Consider the following 15,663-nt stretch of genomic DNA (forward strand, 5'->3'; position numbering starts at 1 on the left):
TATTGCAGGCTCCCCTATTTATCCAATTCGGTTATGAACTTTTTGGCATTATCGTTTGCCGGATCAAGTTGTAACGACTTCTTATAATTCAATAAGGCCAATGATTTATTACCCTGATTGTAATACGCCTCGCCGAGGCTATCAAACACATTGCCCGATTTTGGGGATAGCTGAGTGTTGTACTCAAAAACACGAACGGCATCGGCCAGCCTTTTTTTATTCATTAAGTAATAACCGGTTTCGTTTAAAGTGCTTTCATCGTCAAAACTGTATTCGTCACTGTGTTTGGTTTTGAGGTCGTTATAGAAATTGATGATCTGCTCACCGCTCATTAAATCCAGTTTTGCGCTAAATGTATCCAGGAACGATCTTTTCACCTGAGCGTAAGGTTTGCCGTCTAAAATAGCTTCAATCGACTTTTCGATTGAATACAGGTTTCCCTGCTTGTTGTTGGTCATCAAAATAATGGTAACACCCTCGGGAACCTTACTTACCAGTAAGGCCTGATAATTTAAAGAGGTGCCATCATGAACATGGCTAATCATTTTATCGCCATCCATGCTGCCACCGCCAAGACCCGACTGCCTTCCAGGGGTTACGCCGTTAATGATCTCGCGGGTAGCAACGGGACTTATCAGTTTAAATTTAGTTATCGCGTTTGCCCATGCATAAAAATCATCGAGCGTTACGGCCGTCCAACCGGATATCGGGTAAATAAGGTCGTCGGTTTTGCCGTCATTGTTAAATGAACGGGCAATGAGCTTGTCGTTTTCGGTGGGGTCAACAATAGCCGTATTCATACTGGCAGGTTTCAATTCATAATCTTCAACAAATTGTTTAAAGCTGATGCCGGTTATCTTCTCAATAATGCGTCGCTGCAGAAAAACATTGTTATTATTATAGGCATACTTTTTACCGGGCTCAAAATCCAGCGAGTCGATCTTCATTAAATCGACCATATTATCGGCGTCGTTCTTTGCCGTTTTCCATTTCACATCAGGTAAACCACTGGTGTACTGTAACAGGTTAATGATCCTGATCTTACTTGCCCATGCGGGCAGTTGGGGCAGGTATTTAGATACTTTGTCGTCCAGGCTTAACTTACCTTGTTCTTCAAGCATCATAATGCCAACCGCATTAAACTCTTTAGCTATTGATCCTATATGAAACCGGTACTGGTCTGTAAGCCTGATGGTTTTGGCAGCATCAGCATAACCGATGGCCGTTTTATAAATAACTTTTCCATGATCGGCAACTAAAACATTACCACTAAACAAGCCTAACCTGTTTGCCCTTTGAATTAAGGTATCAATATTAGCAACCTTGCTTTGCTGACCAAAGGCTTTACCTGTACCCAAGGCAAGCATCGCGAATAAAAAGCCGTACTTTAAATTCAATTTCATAATGTGCAGATTCATAGTAAAGAGACTACAGCAAACACATTTATGTTACACATCGTTTCGGTATTAATTAACCTTCCCGTTCATATAATGCTGCAAGTATAAAGGCGCATGATGCAAGCCCGGTATCTTTCATGGCATTGGTTATTTTACCCGCATCAAAATGACTATTGACAAGCAATGGGATATGTATGGTTAATATAAATACCCATATCATACATCCCAGCAAAAAACAGCCCCATTGAGCGTATAAATTAACATAGATACTTACGGCTGCAGCTATTAGCGCCACGGCGGTAAAATACACCCAAAAAAGGTGGAAAGGGATCCAGCCGGGCACAAGGGTTGCCACAAAATCGGCATACATAAAATGCTGAATGCCGAATATGAACATTACCGTTGCGTAAATATATGCGCTACTCCTGCTTAATACTTGTTTCATTGTTGGTTAGGTTATAGTATATTTAGGTTTAAATATTTTGTAATTGCTTATAAAATTAGTTTGCCTGTCAGGCTATCGCAATTCATGGCTTATACAAGTTGGTACAAGCCTGTACAAATGATATTTGAACTTATTTACCGGCTATTTTTGACCAATGGATATGCCCGCACAAGAGTTATTGATTATCGAACTGATAAAACAATACGAAACTTTCACCGGCTGGGGTGACAGCACAAACTGGAAAAACCAGGATTTCATAAACCTAAGCGAAAAGATCCGCGAGAAGACAGGCGCGTCTATAAGTCATGTTACGCTGAAGCGCATCTGGGGCAAGGTTAAATATCATAGCCTGCCAAATACCTACACCATGGATACCCTGGTGCAATTTTTAGGTTACGAAAATTTCAGGGCTTTCAGTACTCAATTTGTTCCGGTTGGCAAACCGGGAGAACAACAAAAATCTAAACCACAACCGGTAAAAAAAACGTTCAGGTCCCTGCCCTATGCATTGGGTGTTTTAACCTTAATGGGAATTTTGTTGGTTGTGATCATAGCTTCACGCACCGAACGCCCTGCACCGCCAATAGTGGCTAAGGATTATAGTTTCAGCAGTAAAAAAGTGATTACTTCTGGTTTGCCTAATTCGGTGGTATTTGATTTTGACGCGACTAAATCTCCTTACGATTCAGTTGCTATCCAGCAATCATGGGACAGACATCTGCGGGTTAATGTTTCAAAAAACGATCATCAGCATACTTCTATCTATTACTTTCCTGATTTTTATTACGCCAAGCTCATTGTAGGCGGTAAAATTGTAAAACAGCATGAATTGTTTGTTGAATCAAATGGGTGGTTGCCTGTTGTTGAAAAGCAGCCAGTGCCTATTTATTATGAAAAAAAGGATGCAATGGCAGATGGCAAGCTTTCCTTGTCGCCTGAAAAGATCAAGGAGCGGAATATTCCTATGCAGCCAACTCCTCCCTATGTGGTTTATAACAATGTGAAAGACTTCGGAGAGATCTACAGCGATGATTTTACTTTTGAAACATCGGTAAAAAACAACTACAACGAAGGCGCAGCTGCCTGTCGCTCGAGCACTATCTATATCCTATGCAAAGGCACAGCTATCTGGATTCCCTTGAGTGCTAAAGGTTGTGTGTCCGATCTGGATATGTACTTTGCCGGGTATGAAGTATCGGGCAAGAAGCACGATCTCTCTGCCTTTGGGGTTGATTTTGAGAAATATGTACCGCTCAAAATAGTATCCCACAATGGCAAGGCGCAAATTTTTATTGATAACAGGCTGGTTTACACGGTAGATAAAGGTATTGGCCGGGCCAAAATAATCGGGATTGTTTATCGCTTCCAGGGTACCGGAGCGGTAGATTATGTGCGACTGAGCAATGGAAAGGTAAACTACGACGATGAGTTTTGAGGATCATTATTAAACTCGCGGGGAATAACAGACAAAACCTCATTTTTTATAGCGGGTGGAATAATCATCATTGGCTGAGAAAGAATTTCGCTGTTGTTACCAGGTGATGGACAGCTTCCAACTAAAACAAAACAGCCTTTTTCTGGCTCAAATGTTACTGTTATTTTTAGTTGTTTTAGTGCCTCAAGGTCCTGATAGGCGGTGCGCGTGCTGATATGGAACTGTGCTTTCAATAGCTCAACAGAAACCACATCCCTGGTTTGCAGTAACACCAATACCCTGAGCAACCTGTCGGCCCTATTCATAGCACATTATATTTATTCACACAAATGTGCTAATGGTTATTGACAACAGTGTGTCAGTAGTAAAAATGCCTTTTATGAACTCTGCGGATTGGGTCATCCTTTATAATCAATCATGTGATTGATAAACCATCAAAATAACACCTGACGAAAAAACCTTTTGCGACAGCAATTTTAAAGGCAATGAGCTTTTCAACCCATTAAAGAGCGGCCGGCCATTACCTAAAATTACCGGGTGTACCCAAAGCTGGTATTCATCAATCAAATCAACCGCCGCCAGCTTTTTAACAACGCTAATACTTCCGTAAGTGAGAATATCGCGGCCGTTTTGCTTTTTTAGGTTTCCAATAATTTGTCTTAAATCACCTTTCAGCAGTAACGAATTATTCCACCACGCAGCGTTCATTGTTGAAGATATAACAACTTTTTGATAGGTATTCATCATATCGGCATAAGCTATATCCGTACGTGGGAAATTCATGCTTTTAGCCTGAAAAGGCCAATACGCGGCCATAGCCTGGTAGGTATTTTTACCTAATAAGATAGTATCCGCCTTACTTAACAACTCAGCAGTAGTTTCGGCTATTTCATCAGACCAGTAGGGTGAATGCCAGTCAAGCCCCTCATCTTCCGCTGCCACAAAGCCATCCAGTGTTATATTCAGGGATACTGTCAGTTTACGCATAATATTAAACAAGTAAACCGGGTTTAACAGGTAAACCCGGGGTTAAGTAAATGGTGTATTATTAAGCGAGTTCGGTATTGCCTGCAAGCCTGGTATTGGTTACATTAAGATCTTTTACCTGCTCGTATTTTTTCCATAAGTAATAGGTAAAGAACATGACGATTAACATCACTACGGGCGGAACAAGCATTGCACCTCCGGCACCAATTGCAAACCATGATAAAAACGCGCCTATGAAGCTGATAGTAAAGCCAGAATACGCCCACTCTTTAATAACCTTATATTTAGTTTGCGCTATGGCCAGCACGCCTGCGATTTTTGCCGATCCCATAATTACCAGCAGGTACATAGGATATCCCAGTTTTGCTAATGAATCTTTACCTGCCTGCTGCATGGTAATACCGCCATAAGCGTCGCCAAGCATTGCCAATAAAAAAAGAGTAGTGAAGGTCCAATGCAGGATTTTAATTGTTTTTGGTTTCATGATGATATTGTTTTTTGTGTGATTACTGATTTGTTTACGATACAAAGTTATCGCTGGGCATAAAGCCACGTAATGCGCAAAAAGGACTTATTAAGGGGTTGATTGCGACTTTGACGTTTACTATCTTTATCCAATATAACCAATTATTCAATTACCAAGCATGAAACATGTAGCTATCCTGATACCTAATGAGGCGGTTTTGGCCAGTATTGTAGATGCCCGGACTATCTTTACCGGAGCCAATGACTTTTTACAATCCGTGGGCAGGCAGCCGGTTTTTGATGTGCACATGGTTGGTCTTGCCAAAGAGGTTAAAGTGCATGGTGGCATGTTCTCGGTTCACCCCGATCTTTTAATGAGTGAATTGGGAAAAACCGACATGGTGATCATCCCGGCTATAAGCGGCGATCTGGACAATGCAGTAAAGATAAATCAGGAGTTTGTACCATGGATCATCAATCAATACAAAAACGGTGCTGAAATAGTTAGTTTGTGTATCGGCTCGTTTATACTGGCCTCTACTGGGTTATTAAATGGTAAAGAATGTTCCAGCCACTGGATCACAGCAGATAAGTTTAGAAGCATGTTCCCGGAAGTAACACTGGTTGACGGACGCATTGTTACCGAACAGCAAGGCTTATATTCAAGTGGAGGCGCTACATCTTACTGGAGTTTGTTACTATTGTTAATAGAGAAGTATGCCGGCAGGGATATAGCTATTATGGCAGCCAAGATCTATGCCCTGGAAATTGACCGGAAAAGTCAGTCGCCTTTTGCAATGTTCACCGGGCAAAAGAAGCATGAGGATGATCCGATCAAGCAAGCCCAGGAATACATCGAAAATAATGTAACAGAGAAAATTTCGGTTGAAGACCTTTCTTCGAAATATGCCATAGGCCGCAGGCATTTTGAACGCCGGTTTAAGAAAGCCACCAACAATACCCCGGTTGAATATATTCAACGAGTGAAGATTGAAGCCGCAAAAAAGCAACTGGAAAGCACCCCGAAAAACGTCAACGAAGTAATGTATGATGTTGGTTATACCGATGCCAAAGCGTTCCGTACGGTTTTCAAAAAAATCACCGGATTATCGCCAATTGATTACCGAAATAAATACAATAAAGAGGCTGCGGTGGCATAGTTACGCCTGCCGGTATTTTTAGTGATTATATACCCTCCTAATGAGCTATATTATAGTTTCATTATTATCGAAAATTTCTATGGATTATCGAATGCAACGTACTGTGTAACAGTGGATAATGAGCAAGCTCTCTTTTGCTGCAAAAACATTACATTCTGTCAATAAAATTAATCCTAACAAATAGCCAAATATTCCGTTTAAAAATTACATTTTTGCCCCAAAATTTTAAAGGATGCAGAGTTACCAGGAATTTCTTGATTTAAGTGTAGGCTTTCCACAGGATGGTTTTGAGATCATCGACGATGAGCTATACTTTCAGGACCTAAATTTGATGGAGATGATTGAAACGTATGGTACCCCCCTACGCTTTACTTATCTGCCTTTGATCTCTAAAAAGATCCAGCAGGCCAAGTTGTTGTTTCAACAGGCTATCATCAAAAACAATTATCGCGGCAGCTATAAATACTGCTATTGCACCAAGAGCTCGCATTTCAGGCATATTGTTGAAGAAGCCCTGAAAAACGAAATCCACCTGGAAACATCGTCGGCTTTTGATATGCCAATGATTGACGCATTAGAGAAAAAAGGCACCGTAACAAAGGATATTACCGTAATATGTAACGGTTTTAAAACTTTCCAATACAAAACTTACATTATCGACATGCTGCATGATGGTTTCAAAAACATCATCCCGGTATTGGATAATAAAGAAGAATTTAATCTTTACGACGACGAAATTGAGATGGATACACCTTGTAACCTGGGCATCCGTATAGCAGCCGAAGAGCAGCCTGATTCTCAGTTTTATACTTCGCGTTTAGGTGTACGTATGGAAGATGTTATTGATTTTTATCATAACAAAATTGAGGACAACCCCAACTTCCAGGTTAAACTGTTACACTTTTTCATTAACTCGGGTATTTCAGATACACCATACTACTGGAACGAGCTGGAGAAATATGTAACGCTTTACTGCAAATTCAAGAAAGTAAATCCGCATTTGGATACGCTTGATATTGGCGGTGGTATGCCATTTAAAGATTCGCTGGTTTTCGATTTTGATTATGAATACATGATCAACGAGATTGTAAGTCGTATCAAAGAAATTTGTGCCGAGCATGATACCATGGAACCGGATATCATTACCGAATTTGGTAAATATACTGTGGCTGAAGCTTCAGGTATCCTTTACAAAGTATTAGGCCGCAAGCAACAAAATGATCGCGAACGCTGGTTGATGCTTGATGGTTCATTCATCACTAACCTTCCTGATGTTTGGGCATTAAATCAAAAGTACATCCTGTTGCCGGTCAACAACTGGGATTCGGAATATGAGCGTGTAAACCTTGGCGGCATCACCTGCGATGGTCAGGATTATTACAACCAGGAAGCGCACATGAACAGCGTATTTATGCCTAAAACCCGTAAGGTGCAGTATTTAGGTTTCTTTAATACAGGAGCTTATCAGGAGGTATTAAGCGGTTACGGCGGTATTCACCATTGTTTGCTACCATCACCTAAGCACGTGATCATTCGCCGTAACAGGGATGAAACTTTCAACTTTGAAGTATTTGGCGAAGAGCAAAACAGTAAACAAGTACTAAAAATTCTGGGGTATACTACCTAATAGTATAAACATCAGCATAAAAAGAAAGGTGGCCATATCAGCCACCTTTCTTTTTAACGACCTATGGTGCCATCTCCGACACCGGCGCCTTCAACATTCTGATCTGGAAGATCAGCCAGGCTACCATCCTCATGTAGAACTCTAAAGTTCATTTTTTGAGGACCTTTTGTTTCGAGGCAGGGATTGATCCGGGTGGTATTGTTATCACTGCCGGTTGTGCCACTTTCCCTTGTCTCTTTAATGTTACCCTGCCTTGAGGCAGAATGATCGTCTCGATAATCACTCATGATTATTTCCTCCTATTCCTAAATCCCTTCGGTTCCGGGTTCATGACCCACCATACGGCCGGTTGTACGGCCTTGCGGACGGCTTTCAAAATCGGTTTTAGCCGGACCTACTGAAGGGAATTCTTTTTTATTCGGTGGTGTTACGTCTGTTTGTTCACTAAACGATGTGTCTGCACTTTTATTTGGCTGATCAACCTCGGATTGACTATGAGTCCCTACCTTTTCTTTTTCAGGATTTTCTACCTCAGGTTTTTCGTCATAATCTACTATGTCATCCGCCTCATCCAAATCATCATCGTTTTTAAGATTTCGGTTAGCATAAGCTTCGTCGCCATTCACTGAAAATGAATTGGTATGATTCTCAAAATCGTTGCGGTTACTATTCTGGTTATCCCAGCTCTCATTATTGGTGTTCATAGGTTTTAATTTTAGTTGTTATTAAATAAACCTACAAAACAATTGTATTGTTTTAATTTTTATCTTTTTAAGAAACAATATTTCATATAAACTCAACAGCGATGATTATCAAATTGCTTTTGTTAATTAGGGAAGAAGCATCCGCAACGGTTTAAGATAACCCAATAATAACATGCTATTGCGTAACACAATTCGCTCTGTTAAAGCGAATTAATCATATAATTTAAAAACGATTTTAAAAATTAAAAAGTATGCTGAGGGCAGGTTACTTTATAACGATTATTGAGGAGGATGCCTAATACAATTTCATGCGAGCCATGGCTTACTGTATTTAAGGCAGATGTTGTAAAATCATAAGAGTAGCCAACGTTGATCAATGAACTCAAATTAAAACCAACCAATGCAGCGTACGAGTCATTACGGCGATATGAGCCACCAATCCAGAACTTGTCCCGGAACGACATTTTCATATTCACATCAAAAGTTACCGGCACAGGCGCTATAAATTTAAGCAAAGCCGAAGGCATTAATGTGATATCATCAGATACGAAAAGCTTAACACCACCTGTTACAAAATAATGTGGTACAGTTTTATTTTGTACTGCTGTTGTAGATGTGGTTACGTATAAATTTTGAGGCAGGATCTGTTGTACTGACGCTCCAAAGAAGTAGTTTGACGAATATGCCCACACTCCTACTCCCAAATCGGGTTTCCATTGTGAACCTGTAATGTTGTTGATAGTAGGGTCGTTAGGATCAACATAAGTAAGTTTACTTACATCAATCACATTGTGGCTAACACCAGCCGATACACCTACAGCTAAGTTCAATGTTTCGGTTAGGCCAAGATGGTAGGCGTATGTAGCATCAATATTGGTTTGTGTTATGGGGCCCGTTTTATCAGATACCACCATTAAACCAATACCATGATGTGGCTCTGCAGCCATATAATTTTGAGTGTATGACCTGCTTGAAGGGTTTAAACCGCCACCGGCAGGAAACGCGGTAGCATCGCCCTGTAAAAACCTGTTGCCTATAGGTGCATTCACCGAAACGTAAGAAGTTACGGGTGCCCCTTCAAGGCCAGTCCATTGGCTTCGGTAACCTAATTTTACATCGGTATAGTTTTCTATACCACTTAATGCAGGATTTAAAAGGTAGTTATTGAATACGTATTGAGTGTACTGCGGTCGTTGCTGAGCTTTTACTAACTGAACTACCGTAGCAATGATTATTAAAGTATATAAAATTCGCTTCATTTTTATCTGATAATGGTCACATTACCTGCAATAACCTCGCGGCCATTTTTGGGGTCAATAATATAATAATAAGTTCCGGGAGGCAAATATGAACCGTTGTATTTGCCGTCCCAAGGTACGCTATAACCAATAGACGAATATACCTTTTCTCCGTATCGGTTGTATACGTCAACCTTATTATTTGGATAACTTTCCAAATATTTAACATTCCAGAAATCATTCACCCCATCACCATTGGGAGTAAACGTATTGGGAATAACTAAAAACTTAAAAACCTTTACAGATACACTGGCCATCGCCTTACATCCGTGAGCCGAGGTAACCATTAGCTGGTAAGTAACATCCTGCGCAGGACTTGCCACCGGGGTAGCTATATCGTCATGATCGAGCCCTGTTGCCGGCGTCCATTTATAAGTTAGGTTGTCGTTATTTACAACGGGTTTTAAAACGCGCTTTGTTCCTTCAAGCATAGTAAAATCCGGGCCTAATGAAACCAAAGGCGACGGATCAACTTTAATTTGCTGAAGAACCGTGTCTGCGCAAGCGTTTGCAGCTGTATAAATATACCGGATATCAAAAGTCCCGGCGCCTGAAACAGCCGGGTTAAATATACCATCGGCACTAATACCCGTTCCTGAAAACGTCCCTGCTCCGACAGGCCCATCAGGTTTTGGTACTAACTGGTATGGTTGCGATTCTATACAAAGAACAGGGGCCGGATCAAAACTCACCAAGGGTGACGCTTTCAAATTAACAGGGAGTTCTATAGGGTCAGAACACAACGCGCCCGAATAAGCTACTGCTTTTAAAGTAACAACCCGGGACCCTGTTGTAAACGAAGGATATTTGTGCCTCAGCTGCAACCCAAATGCAGGGTGATCATAGACTACCGTGGTTGAAGGATTGCTGCTGTCATAAGTAACCTCGAGCCGGGTAATTGCACCAAAATTAACAGAAGACTGATTTTCAAAAAACACCTCCTGGGCACTGCACAAACCTGCCGGGTTCTGAACAACTATACCAGCCTTAGGCTTGCTCCCATTAATTGTTAAAGATTTGGGGGCCGATGTAATAGAACATCCATATTTGGAAGTAACCTTAAGTGTAACCTGGTAATTGCCGGCTAAAAAATGATGCTTAGGGTTTTTCTCGTGCGAAATATTAGGGTTGCCTGGAGTCGCGTTTGGATCGCCAAAGTTCCATTCATAAGTAAAGTCAGCTTCTGTGGCATCGGCAATTGTGCTTTGATCAGTGAACTGAGCAAAATCCTCTTCACAGGCTTCCGGCAATAAAAAATCAACTACTGGCACAGGATAAACGTTAACAGGCAACTGGGCTATATTACTTGCGCAACCATTACTATTTGTAACAGTTAGTTTAACCAAATAATTGCCCGGTTTGCTATATGAGTGGTTAAACGGATTTTTGCTCGTAAGGGTTTCAACCGGAGTGTCATCATTAAAGTCCCATTGCCAGCTCACAATATTCCCTTCTGCCGTTGTGGAATTATCTGTAAAAGTAATATCCTGCCCAACGCAATTTGGTGACGAATAGCTAAATGAAGCAACCGGAGGTTCCGATATGTGTACTTTTATTGGATTTGATATCTCGCCACATCCGTTTTCGTTTGTAATAAACAATGACACCATATAGTCCCCTGGTTGGGCGTATTTATGTTTGGGGTTCTGTACTACATCGGTCAGGCCATCTCCAAAATCCCATTTCCAGCTTTTAATTTGCCGGGTGCCGGATGTAGACTGGTCTGTAAACTGAACATCGCTCCCCAAACAGGGATCAGCAAAACTGAATTTTACAACCGGCGAGGCTGAGATATTAAAATCAAATTCTATGTCTTCATTTGTGCCGCATTCATCGGCGATAGGGTTAAACACAGTGGCCACAACACTATAGTCACCATCGCTGTAAATTACTCCGTCTCCAGGATATTCGTAAGTATAAAGTACTTTTGAATCTTTTACTATTGAACCTGTTGGCACCGGATTATTCATAACAAGTGCCGGACTGGCATTTTTTAGATCCCAGGTTATTTTATTGGTTTGAAAGGGCAATGTCAACTGGAGTTTGTAATGCGTATCGGCACAGCCATTTGTCTGTATTGTATTATCAGCAGGATTTCGTAAGGCTATAAATTCGTTCAGGTTTTTAAGGTTGGTTCCGGCAGCATATCCATAAGATTCCAGCTTGCCAAACCCATAAGCTATTGCATTAAAGCCATCTGAAGCTTTGATATTATGCACCCCGGTGTTGACGCTAATTTGCGCGTAAGAATAAATACTATTGGGTACTGGCGAAAACTGGGTATAAGGAACCCCGTCAAGTGAAAAGGTTGGCACCGCGGCGGTTTTAATAATTACATTAATGTAATTGTCAATGATCCGGTAGTTGCCTGTAGAGTTCAATGTAACATGATCAAGCGTTTGCTCAATAGGCGTTAGATATATCATTTCAGGGTCGCCGGTATCATTAGATGTGAGCTGGCAATTTAAAGCCTCCCCTTGAGTAACGGCGTATTGAACCACCTGGATTGGCTTATCGGAAGTAATGATATTGGGCGTGGTTGAGGTAAACTCATAATATAAGCCATTGATTAATCCTCCTTGTGCTGGTGCTCCGTTTACTGTGACATTTGCTTCTGGTGAACTGAGTACTATTCTGATGATATCATAATTACGCCCTTTTAATGGCGCGGTTATATAATTTTTACCCCAAACAGCCAAAGGATAAACCTGCTGAAAAAGGTTATCCGACGATCCTTTATCGCCCTGGCATCCAATACTTATTTTTGAACTGCCTGAAAAAACGGCGATCTTTTTACAGGCCCCGGTAGCGCTCACAATTGAGCGGATGCGGGTGCCGGTTAAATCAGCAGCAGATAACCCCTGGTATACTTCGCCTTTTTTTAAAGTTATCGTAAATGGGTGATTTGCCGGGATGCCGTTTAAAAGCGGCTGTGATGGCGTTATCTCAACAGTGGTATTATCTTCAGTAGCGATAACTGCAAAAGTTGAATAAGAAGGCACACCTTCCGTGTTTTTTGTGCCATTGTTTGAGTTTGATACTTGCTGATAGTTAATAGAGAGATAATCCTTACCAAAGGTATTAACCGGGAGCAGCAAGGTGGCGCCTGATACATTCTCAGCAAAAATATGCGCATAAACCGCGATGGGTTTAAACGATGTGATATGAATTCCTTTTAAAAATTGCCCTTGATTTCCTATAAAAGCTCCTGGAGGAATATTTACAGTTAAGATATCTTTAGCTTTAACCTGGTAAGTACTTGTGAAGCTTCCGTCCGCAATCTCTACTGTGACAGCAGTATTTACATCGGAGGTTATGTAAAGCTCCATCTGACTGCCCCTGCCCAGTGCACCGGGATTGCCGGCTGCACCATCAACATGGTCGATATAGGCGGTGTAAAACTCCGTGCCCTGGTTTGAACCTTGTGCTCGGGTATAAATAGCAAAACATATAAAAATAAGCGCGAGGCTTAATGATCGCAAAAAAGATATCCTGCTCAAAGGTTTTTAGTTGAATTTGGCTGGCAGCGTTAAACTGCCCTTTAAAAGTACAAAAACCTTTAACTTAAGCTGGTAATTTTAAAAACAAAAGCGGGTTTAAAAAAACTTATCTGGGTTAGGTACCAGGTTCAGGAACTTTTCGAAGTTTTCTTCGTAATGCGATTGATCAAGCTTGTAATAAAACGCCCCTTTTTTTGACGACAGCTTATCTTTTTCCGGCAGTTTTACCAATAAACCGGTTGAAAGCAGCTTGCGACTAAAGTTCCTGTCATCAAATTTGGTTTGATAAACACCTTCATAAAGGGCTTGTAATTGCGGAATGGTGAATTTTTCGGGTAGTAATTGGAATAATATAGGGTGAAGTGCCGCTTTGTAACGCAATTGTCTTTTAGCCATGCGTACCATTTCGTTGTGGTCAAATATCAGGTCGGGCATTTCATCCAGCAAAAACCATTCGGGATGATATTCTTCGCTTAACTGGGCTTCATACTTGTGAATATCAATTAGTGCGAAATAGGCGACCGAAAGCGTTCTTTCTACCGGGTCACGTTCCGGCTTACCAAATACCTGGAATTGCTCCATATAAACGTTCTTAAGCCCTGTACGCAACTCAAGTACACGATTTGCGGCATCTTCCGGCGATTCGGTGGGTTTTATAAAGCCACCTATAAGGCTCCACTTGTGTATTTCGGGCTCAAGACCACGCTGAACAAGTAATAATTTGATGTTAGCCCCGTCAAATCCGAATATGATACAATCTGTTGCTACTAAAATGCGCGTTTCGCCGCTATACTTATGCATAACTTAGGTTAAGTTTATATGCAATGGTAAAAATAATTTAGCAATTATTTAGTGTTAATCGGACAACTAATTTTATAAACTGTTTAACTAACCCTTTTTCCCTGTAGTAACAGATCCATAGCATCATCAAATGATCCGGCCCTGATCACCTCTCCCGAGTTTACAAAGAAAATTTCATCCGCATTTTCAATTGTATTTAAACGGTGCGCTATAATCACCCGTGTTGTAGTTTCCGGTAAGTTATCTAAAATATCGCTCAATAGCTTTTCGGTAATGGTATCAATGTTGGCTGTGGCTTCATCCAGGATCAATATCTCCGGATTCCGTAATACGGCGCGCATAAATGCTATTAATTGTTTTTGGCCTAAGCTGACACTATCACCTCCTGATAAAACTTTGGTTTCCAATCCTTCTTCAAAAATTGCCAGCAAGCTGCCCAGGTTTGCATTCCTGATCACCTGTTCCATTTCCTCGTTGGTATGATCTTTAAAAAGCTCATTGCCGTACAGGATGTTATCCCTCACCGTACCGGTAAACAGGAATAGTTCCTGTAAAATAAAACCTATTTTTTGGCTCCGTTCTTCGGCGGTGAGGCTTCGGATATCTTTTCCATTAAGCAATACCAAACCTTTAGTTGGATCATATAAACGTGCTATTAATGAGGCTGTTGTTGTTTTACCGCCACCAGTTGGGCCAACCAGGGCGTAGGTTTTACCACGCTCAAGCTTAAAGCAGATATTGTGTAATATCTCCCTGCTTTCGTCATAGCTAAAATGCACGTGCCGGAATTCCAGCAAAGCAGCATCAGGTTCATTAACTCCCGCTTGCAATACCGGCAGATCTGTTTCGAGGGATAAGATCTGAGAAATCCTGTCCCAACCTGCCATGGCCAGTTGGAAGTTTGTCCAAAGAGCTGCCAGTTGCCTTAAAGGGTTATAAAAGTTTGTTGCATACGACAGGTAGCTCACCAGCAAACCCACAGAAAACATGCCTTTACTAATGAGGTAAATACCAAAGCATAATACCGTAAGTTGGGCCATACTTGCAAATAAACCATAAACCGGAACAAAAACGTTATTGGCAATACCAGATCCTACAGCCGTTTTGTAGTTTTCATCATTAGCAATATTAAACCGCTTCCTGAAATAATCGCGACGGTTAAAGGCGATGATCACTTTGAAATTATTGATGCTTTCCTGGATCTCTCCGCTCAACGAACCCGTGCTTTTCAGGTTAGCAGCGTTCTTCTTTTTTATCCATGGCGATAATACCAATGTTAAAAACAGGATAAACAGCGCGGGACATAAAGCCGCTGCTCCTAACTCAATATTAATGGCCAACAGAAAAATACCGGCGCCAATCATGATGGAAATATTGCCTATAAACTGCATCAGCGATTGTGAAAAGAACTGGTTAAGTTTATCCGTATCGTTGTTAACCCTCGATATCAGGTCGCCGGCTTTGTTTTGATTAAAGAAAGCTACCGGCAATTGCTGTAATTTATTAAAGATAGAGTTGCGCAAGGTAAACAACATCCGTTGTCCCACCCCTCCCATCAGCGTGGTTTGCTTATAACTGGTAAATAAAGCTAACAGGTACATGCAAAACAAAATAGCAGCATTATGCAAAACGCCGTTAAAATCCTTATGCTGTACGTATTTATCAATAGTATGGCCAATAATAAGTGGCCCCAGCAGGTTAAGTGTTGAGTTAACAAGGATGGCAAAAAAAGCAATAATAAGTGTGCGCTTTTCATGGGCAATAAGCTGTAACAGCTTTTTTAACCCGGCTAACGTTGACGTTTTCTGCTGATTTTTACCTATATGGTTAAGATCGTAGTTCAT

The 15,663-nt window shown here is 41.1% G+C and carries 14 protein-coding genes; 3 read left to right on the forward strand and 11 right to left on the reverse strand.

Features of this window, described 5'->3' with window-relative positions; genetic code table 11:
- Window positions 1–14 precede the first annotated feature (14 nt).
- Together EAH55_RS24760 and EAH55_RS24765 are read right to left on the reverse strand one after the other, a co-directional pair.
- Window positions 15–1,403 carry a serine hydrolase gene (locus EAH55_RS24760; RefSeq protein WP_162997024.1) on the reverse strand — a complete coding sequence of 463 codons (1,389 nt, stop codon included), beginning with the start codon at window positions 1,401–1,403 and terminating at the stop codon, window positions 15–17.
- A gap of 67 nt (window positions 1,404–1,470) precedes the next feature.
- Window positions 1,471–1,842: a DoxX family protein gene (locus EAH55_RS24765; protein ID WP_121812020.1), complete on the reverse strand. Its 372-nt coding sequence runs from the start codon at window positions 1,840–1,842 to the stop codon at window positions 1,471–1,473.
- 154 nt (window positions 1,843–1,996) lie between these two features.
- On the opposite strand from EAH55_RS24765, the gene EAH55_RS24770 reads away from it, so the two are divergent.
- Window positions 1,997–3,277: a hypothetical protein gene (locus EAH55_RS24770; protein ID WP_121812021.1), complete on the forward strand. Its 1,281-nt coding sequence runs from the start codon at window positions 1,997–1,999 to the stop codon at window positions 3,275–3,277.
- On the opposite strand, the gene EAH55_RS24775 is transcribed toward EAH55_RS24770, so the two are convergent.
- From EAH55_RS24775 to EAH55_RS24785, 3 genes are all read right to left on the reverse strand, one after another.
- Complete coding sequence (locus EAH55_RS24775; RefSeq protein ID WP_112566681.1) at window positions 3,259–3,582, reverse strand: HTH domain-containing protein; 324 nt, start codon at window positions 3,580–3,582, stop codon at window positions 3,259–3,261. The two genes, EAH55_RS24770 and EAH55_RS24775, sit on opposite strands and share 19 nt — an antisense overlap.
- Window positions 3,583–3,688: 106 nt before the next feature.
- Entirely contained in the window at window positions 3,689–4,264 is a 576-nt protein-coding gene (locus EAH55_RS24780; RefSeq protein ID WP_121812022.1) for a dihydrofolate reductase family protein, read from the reverse strand.
- 61 nt (window positions 4,265–4,325) lie between these two features.
- Complete coding sequence (locus EAH55_RS24785) at window positions 4,326–4,748, reverse strand: DoxX family protein (protein WP_121812441.1); 423 nt, start codon at window positions 4,746–4,748, stop codon at window positions 4,326–4,328.
- Between the two features lie 160 nt (window positions 4,749–4,908).
- Between EAH55_RS24785 and EAH55_RS24790 the strand changes: the two genes are divergently transcribed.
- Together EAH55_RS24790 and EAH55_RS24795 are read left to right on the forward strand one after the other, a co-directional pair.
- Window positions 4,909–5,889, forward strand: coding sequence for a GlxA family transcriptional regulator (locus tag EAH55_RS24790; protein ID WP_114937724.1), 981 nt, complete (start codon window positions 4,909–4,911; stop codon window positions 5,887–5,889).
- A gap of 232 nt (window positions 5,890–6,121) precedes the next feature.
- The gene (locus EAH55_RS24795) at window positions 6,122–7,516 is read left to right on the forward strand and encodes an arginine decarboxylase (protein WP_091206294.1); all 1,395 of its coding nucleotides are present in this window, start codon (window positions 6,122–6,124) and stop codon (window positions 7,514–7,516) included.
- A gap of 53 nt (window positions 7,517–7,569) precedes the next feature.
- Here the strand turns inward: EAH55_RS24795 and EAH55_RS24800 are convergent, their stop codons facing one another.
- From EAH55_RS24800 to EAH55_RS24825, 6 genes are all read right to left on the reverse strand, one after another.
- Window positions 7,570–7,803: a hypothetical protein gene (locus EAH55_RS24800; RefSeq protein ID WP_121812023.1), complete on the reverse strand. Its 234-nt coding sequence runs from the start codon at window positions 7,801–7,803 to the stop codon at window positions 7,570–7,572.
- An 18-nt stretch (window positions 7,804–7,821) separates the two neighbouring features.
- On the reverse strand, window positions 7,822–8,220 hold the full coding sequence (locus EAH55_RS24805) for a hypothetical protein (protein WP_121812024.1): 399 nt from the start codon (window positions 8,218–8,220) through the stop codon (window positions 7,822–7,824).
- 242 nt (window positions 8,221–8,462) lie between these two features.
- Window positions 8,463–9,479 carry a PorP/SprF family type IX secretion system membrane protein gene (locus EAH55_RS24810; RefSeq protein WP_121812025.1) on the reverse strand — a complete coding sequence of 339 codons (1,017 nt, stop codon included), beginning with the start codon at window positions 9,477–9,479 and terminating at the stop codon, window positions 8,463–8,465.
- A gap of 2 nt (window positions 9,480–9,481) precedes the next feature.
- Window positions 9,482–13,018 (reverse strand): PKD domain-containing protein, encoded by a 3,537-nt coding sequence (locus EAH55_RS24815; RefSeq protein ID WP_162997025.1) that lies wholly within the window; start codon window positions 13,016–13,018, stop codon window positions 9,482–9,484.
- A 96-nt stretch (window positions 13,019–13,114) separates the two neighbouring features.
- On the reverse strand, window positions 13,115–13,819 hold the full coding sequence (locus EAH55_RS24820; protein ID WP_114937719.1) for an NUDIX hydrolase: 705 nt from the start codon (window positions 13,817–13,819) through the stop codon (window positions 13,115–13,117).
- Window positions 13,820–13,902: 83 nt separating this feature from the next.
- A complete protein-coding gene (locus EAH55_RS24825; RefSeq protein ID WP_121812027.1) occupies window positions 13,903–15,663 on the reverse strand; it encodes an ABC transporter ATP-binding protein in 1,761 nt (586 codons plus the stop codon).

The organism is Mucilaginibacter kameinonensis, from assembly GCF_003675385.1.
Lineage (GTDB): Bacteria > Bacteroidota > Bacteroidia > Sphingobacteriales > Sphingobacteriaceae > Mucilaginibacter > Mucilaginibacter kameinonensis.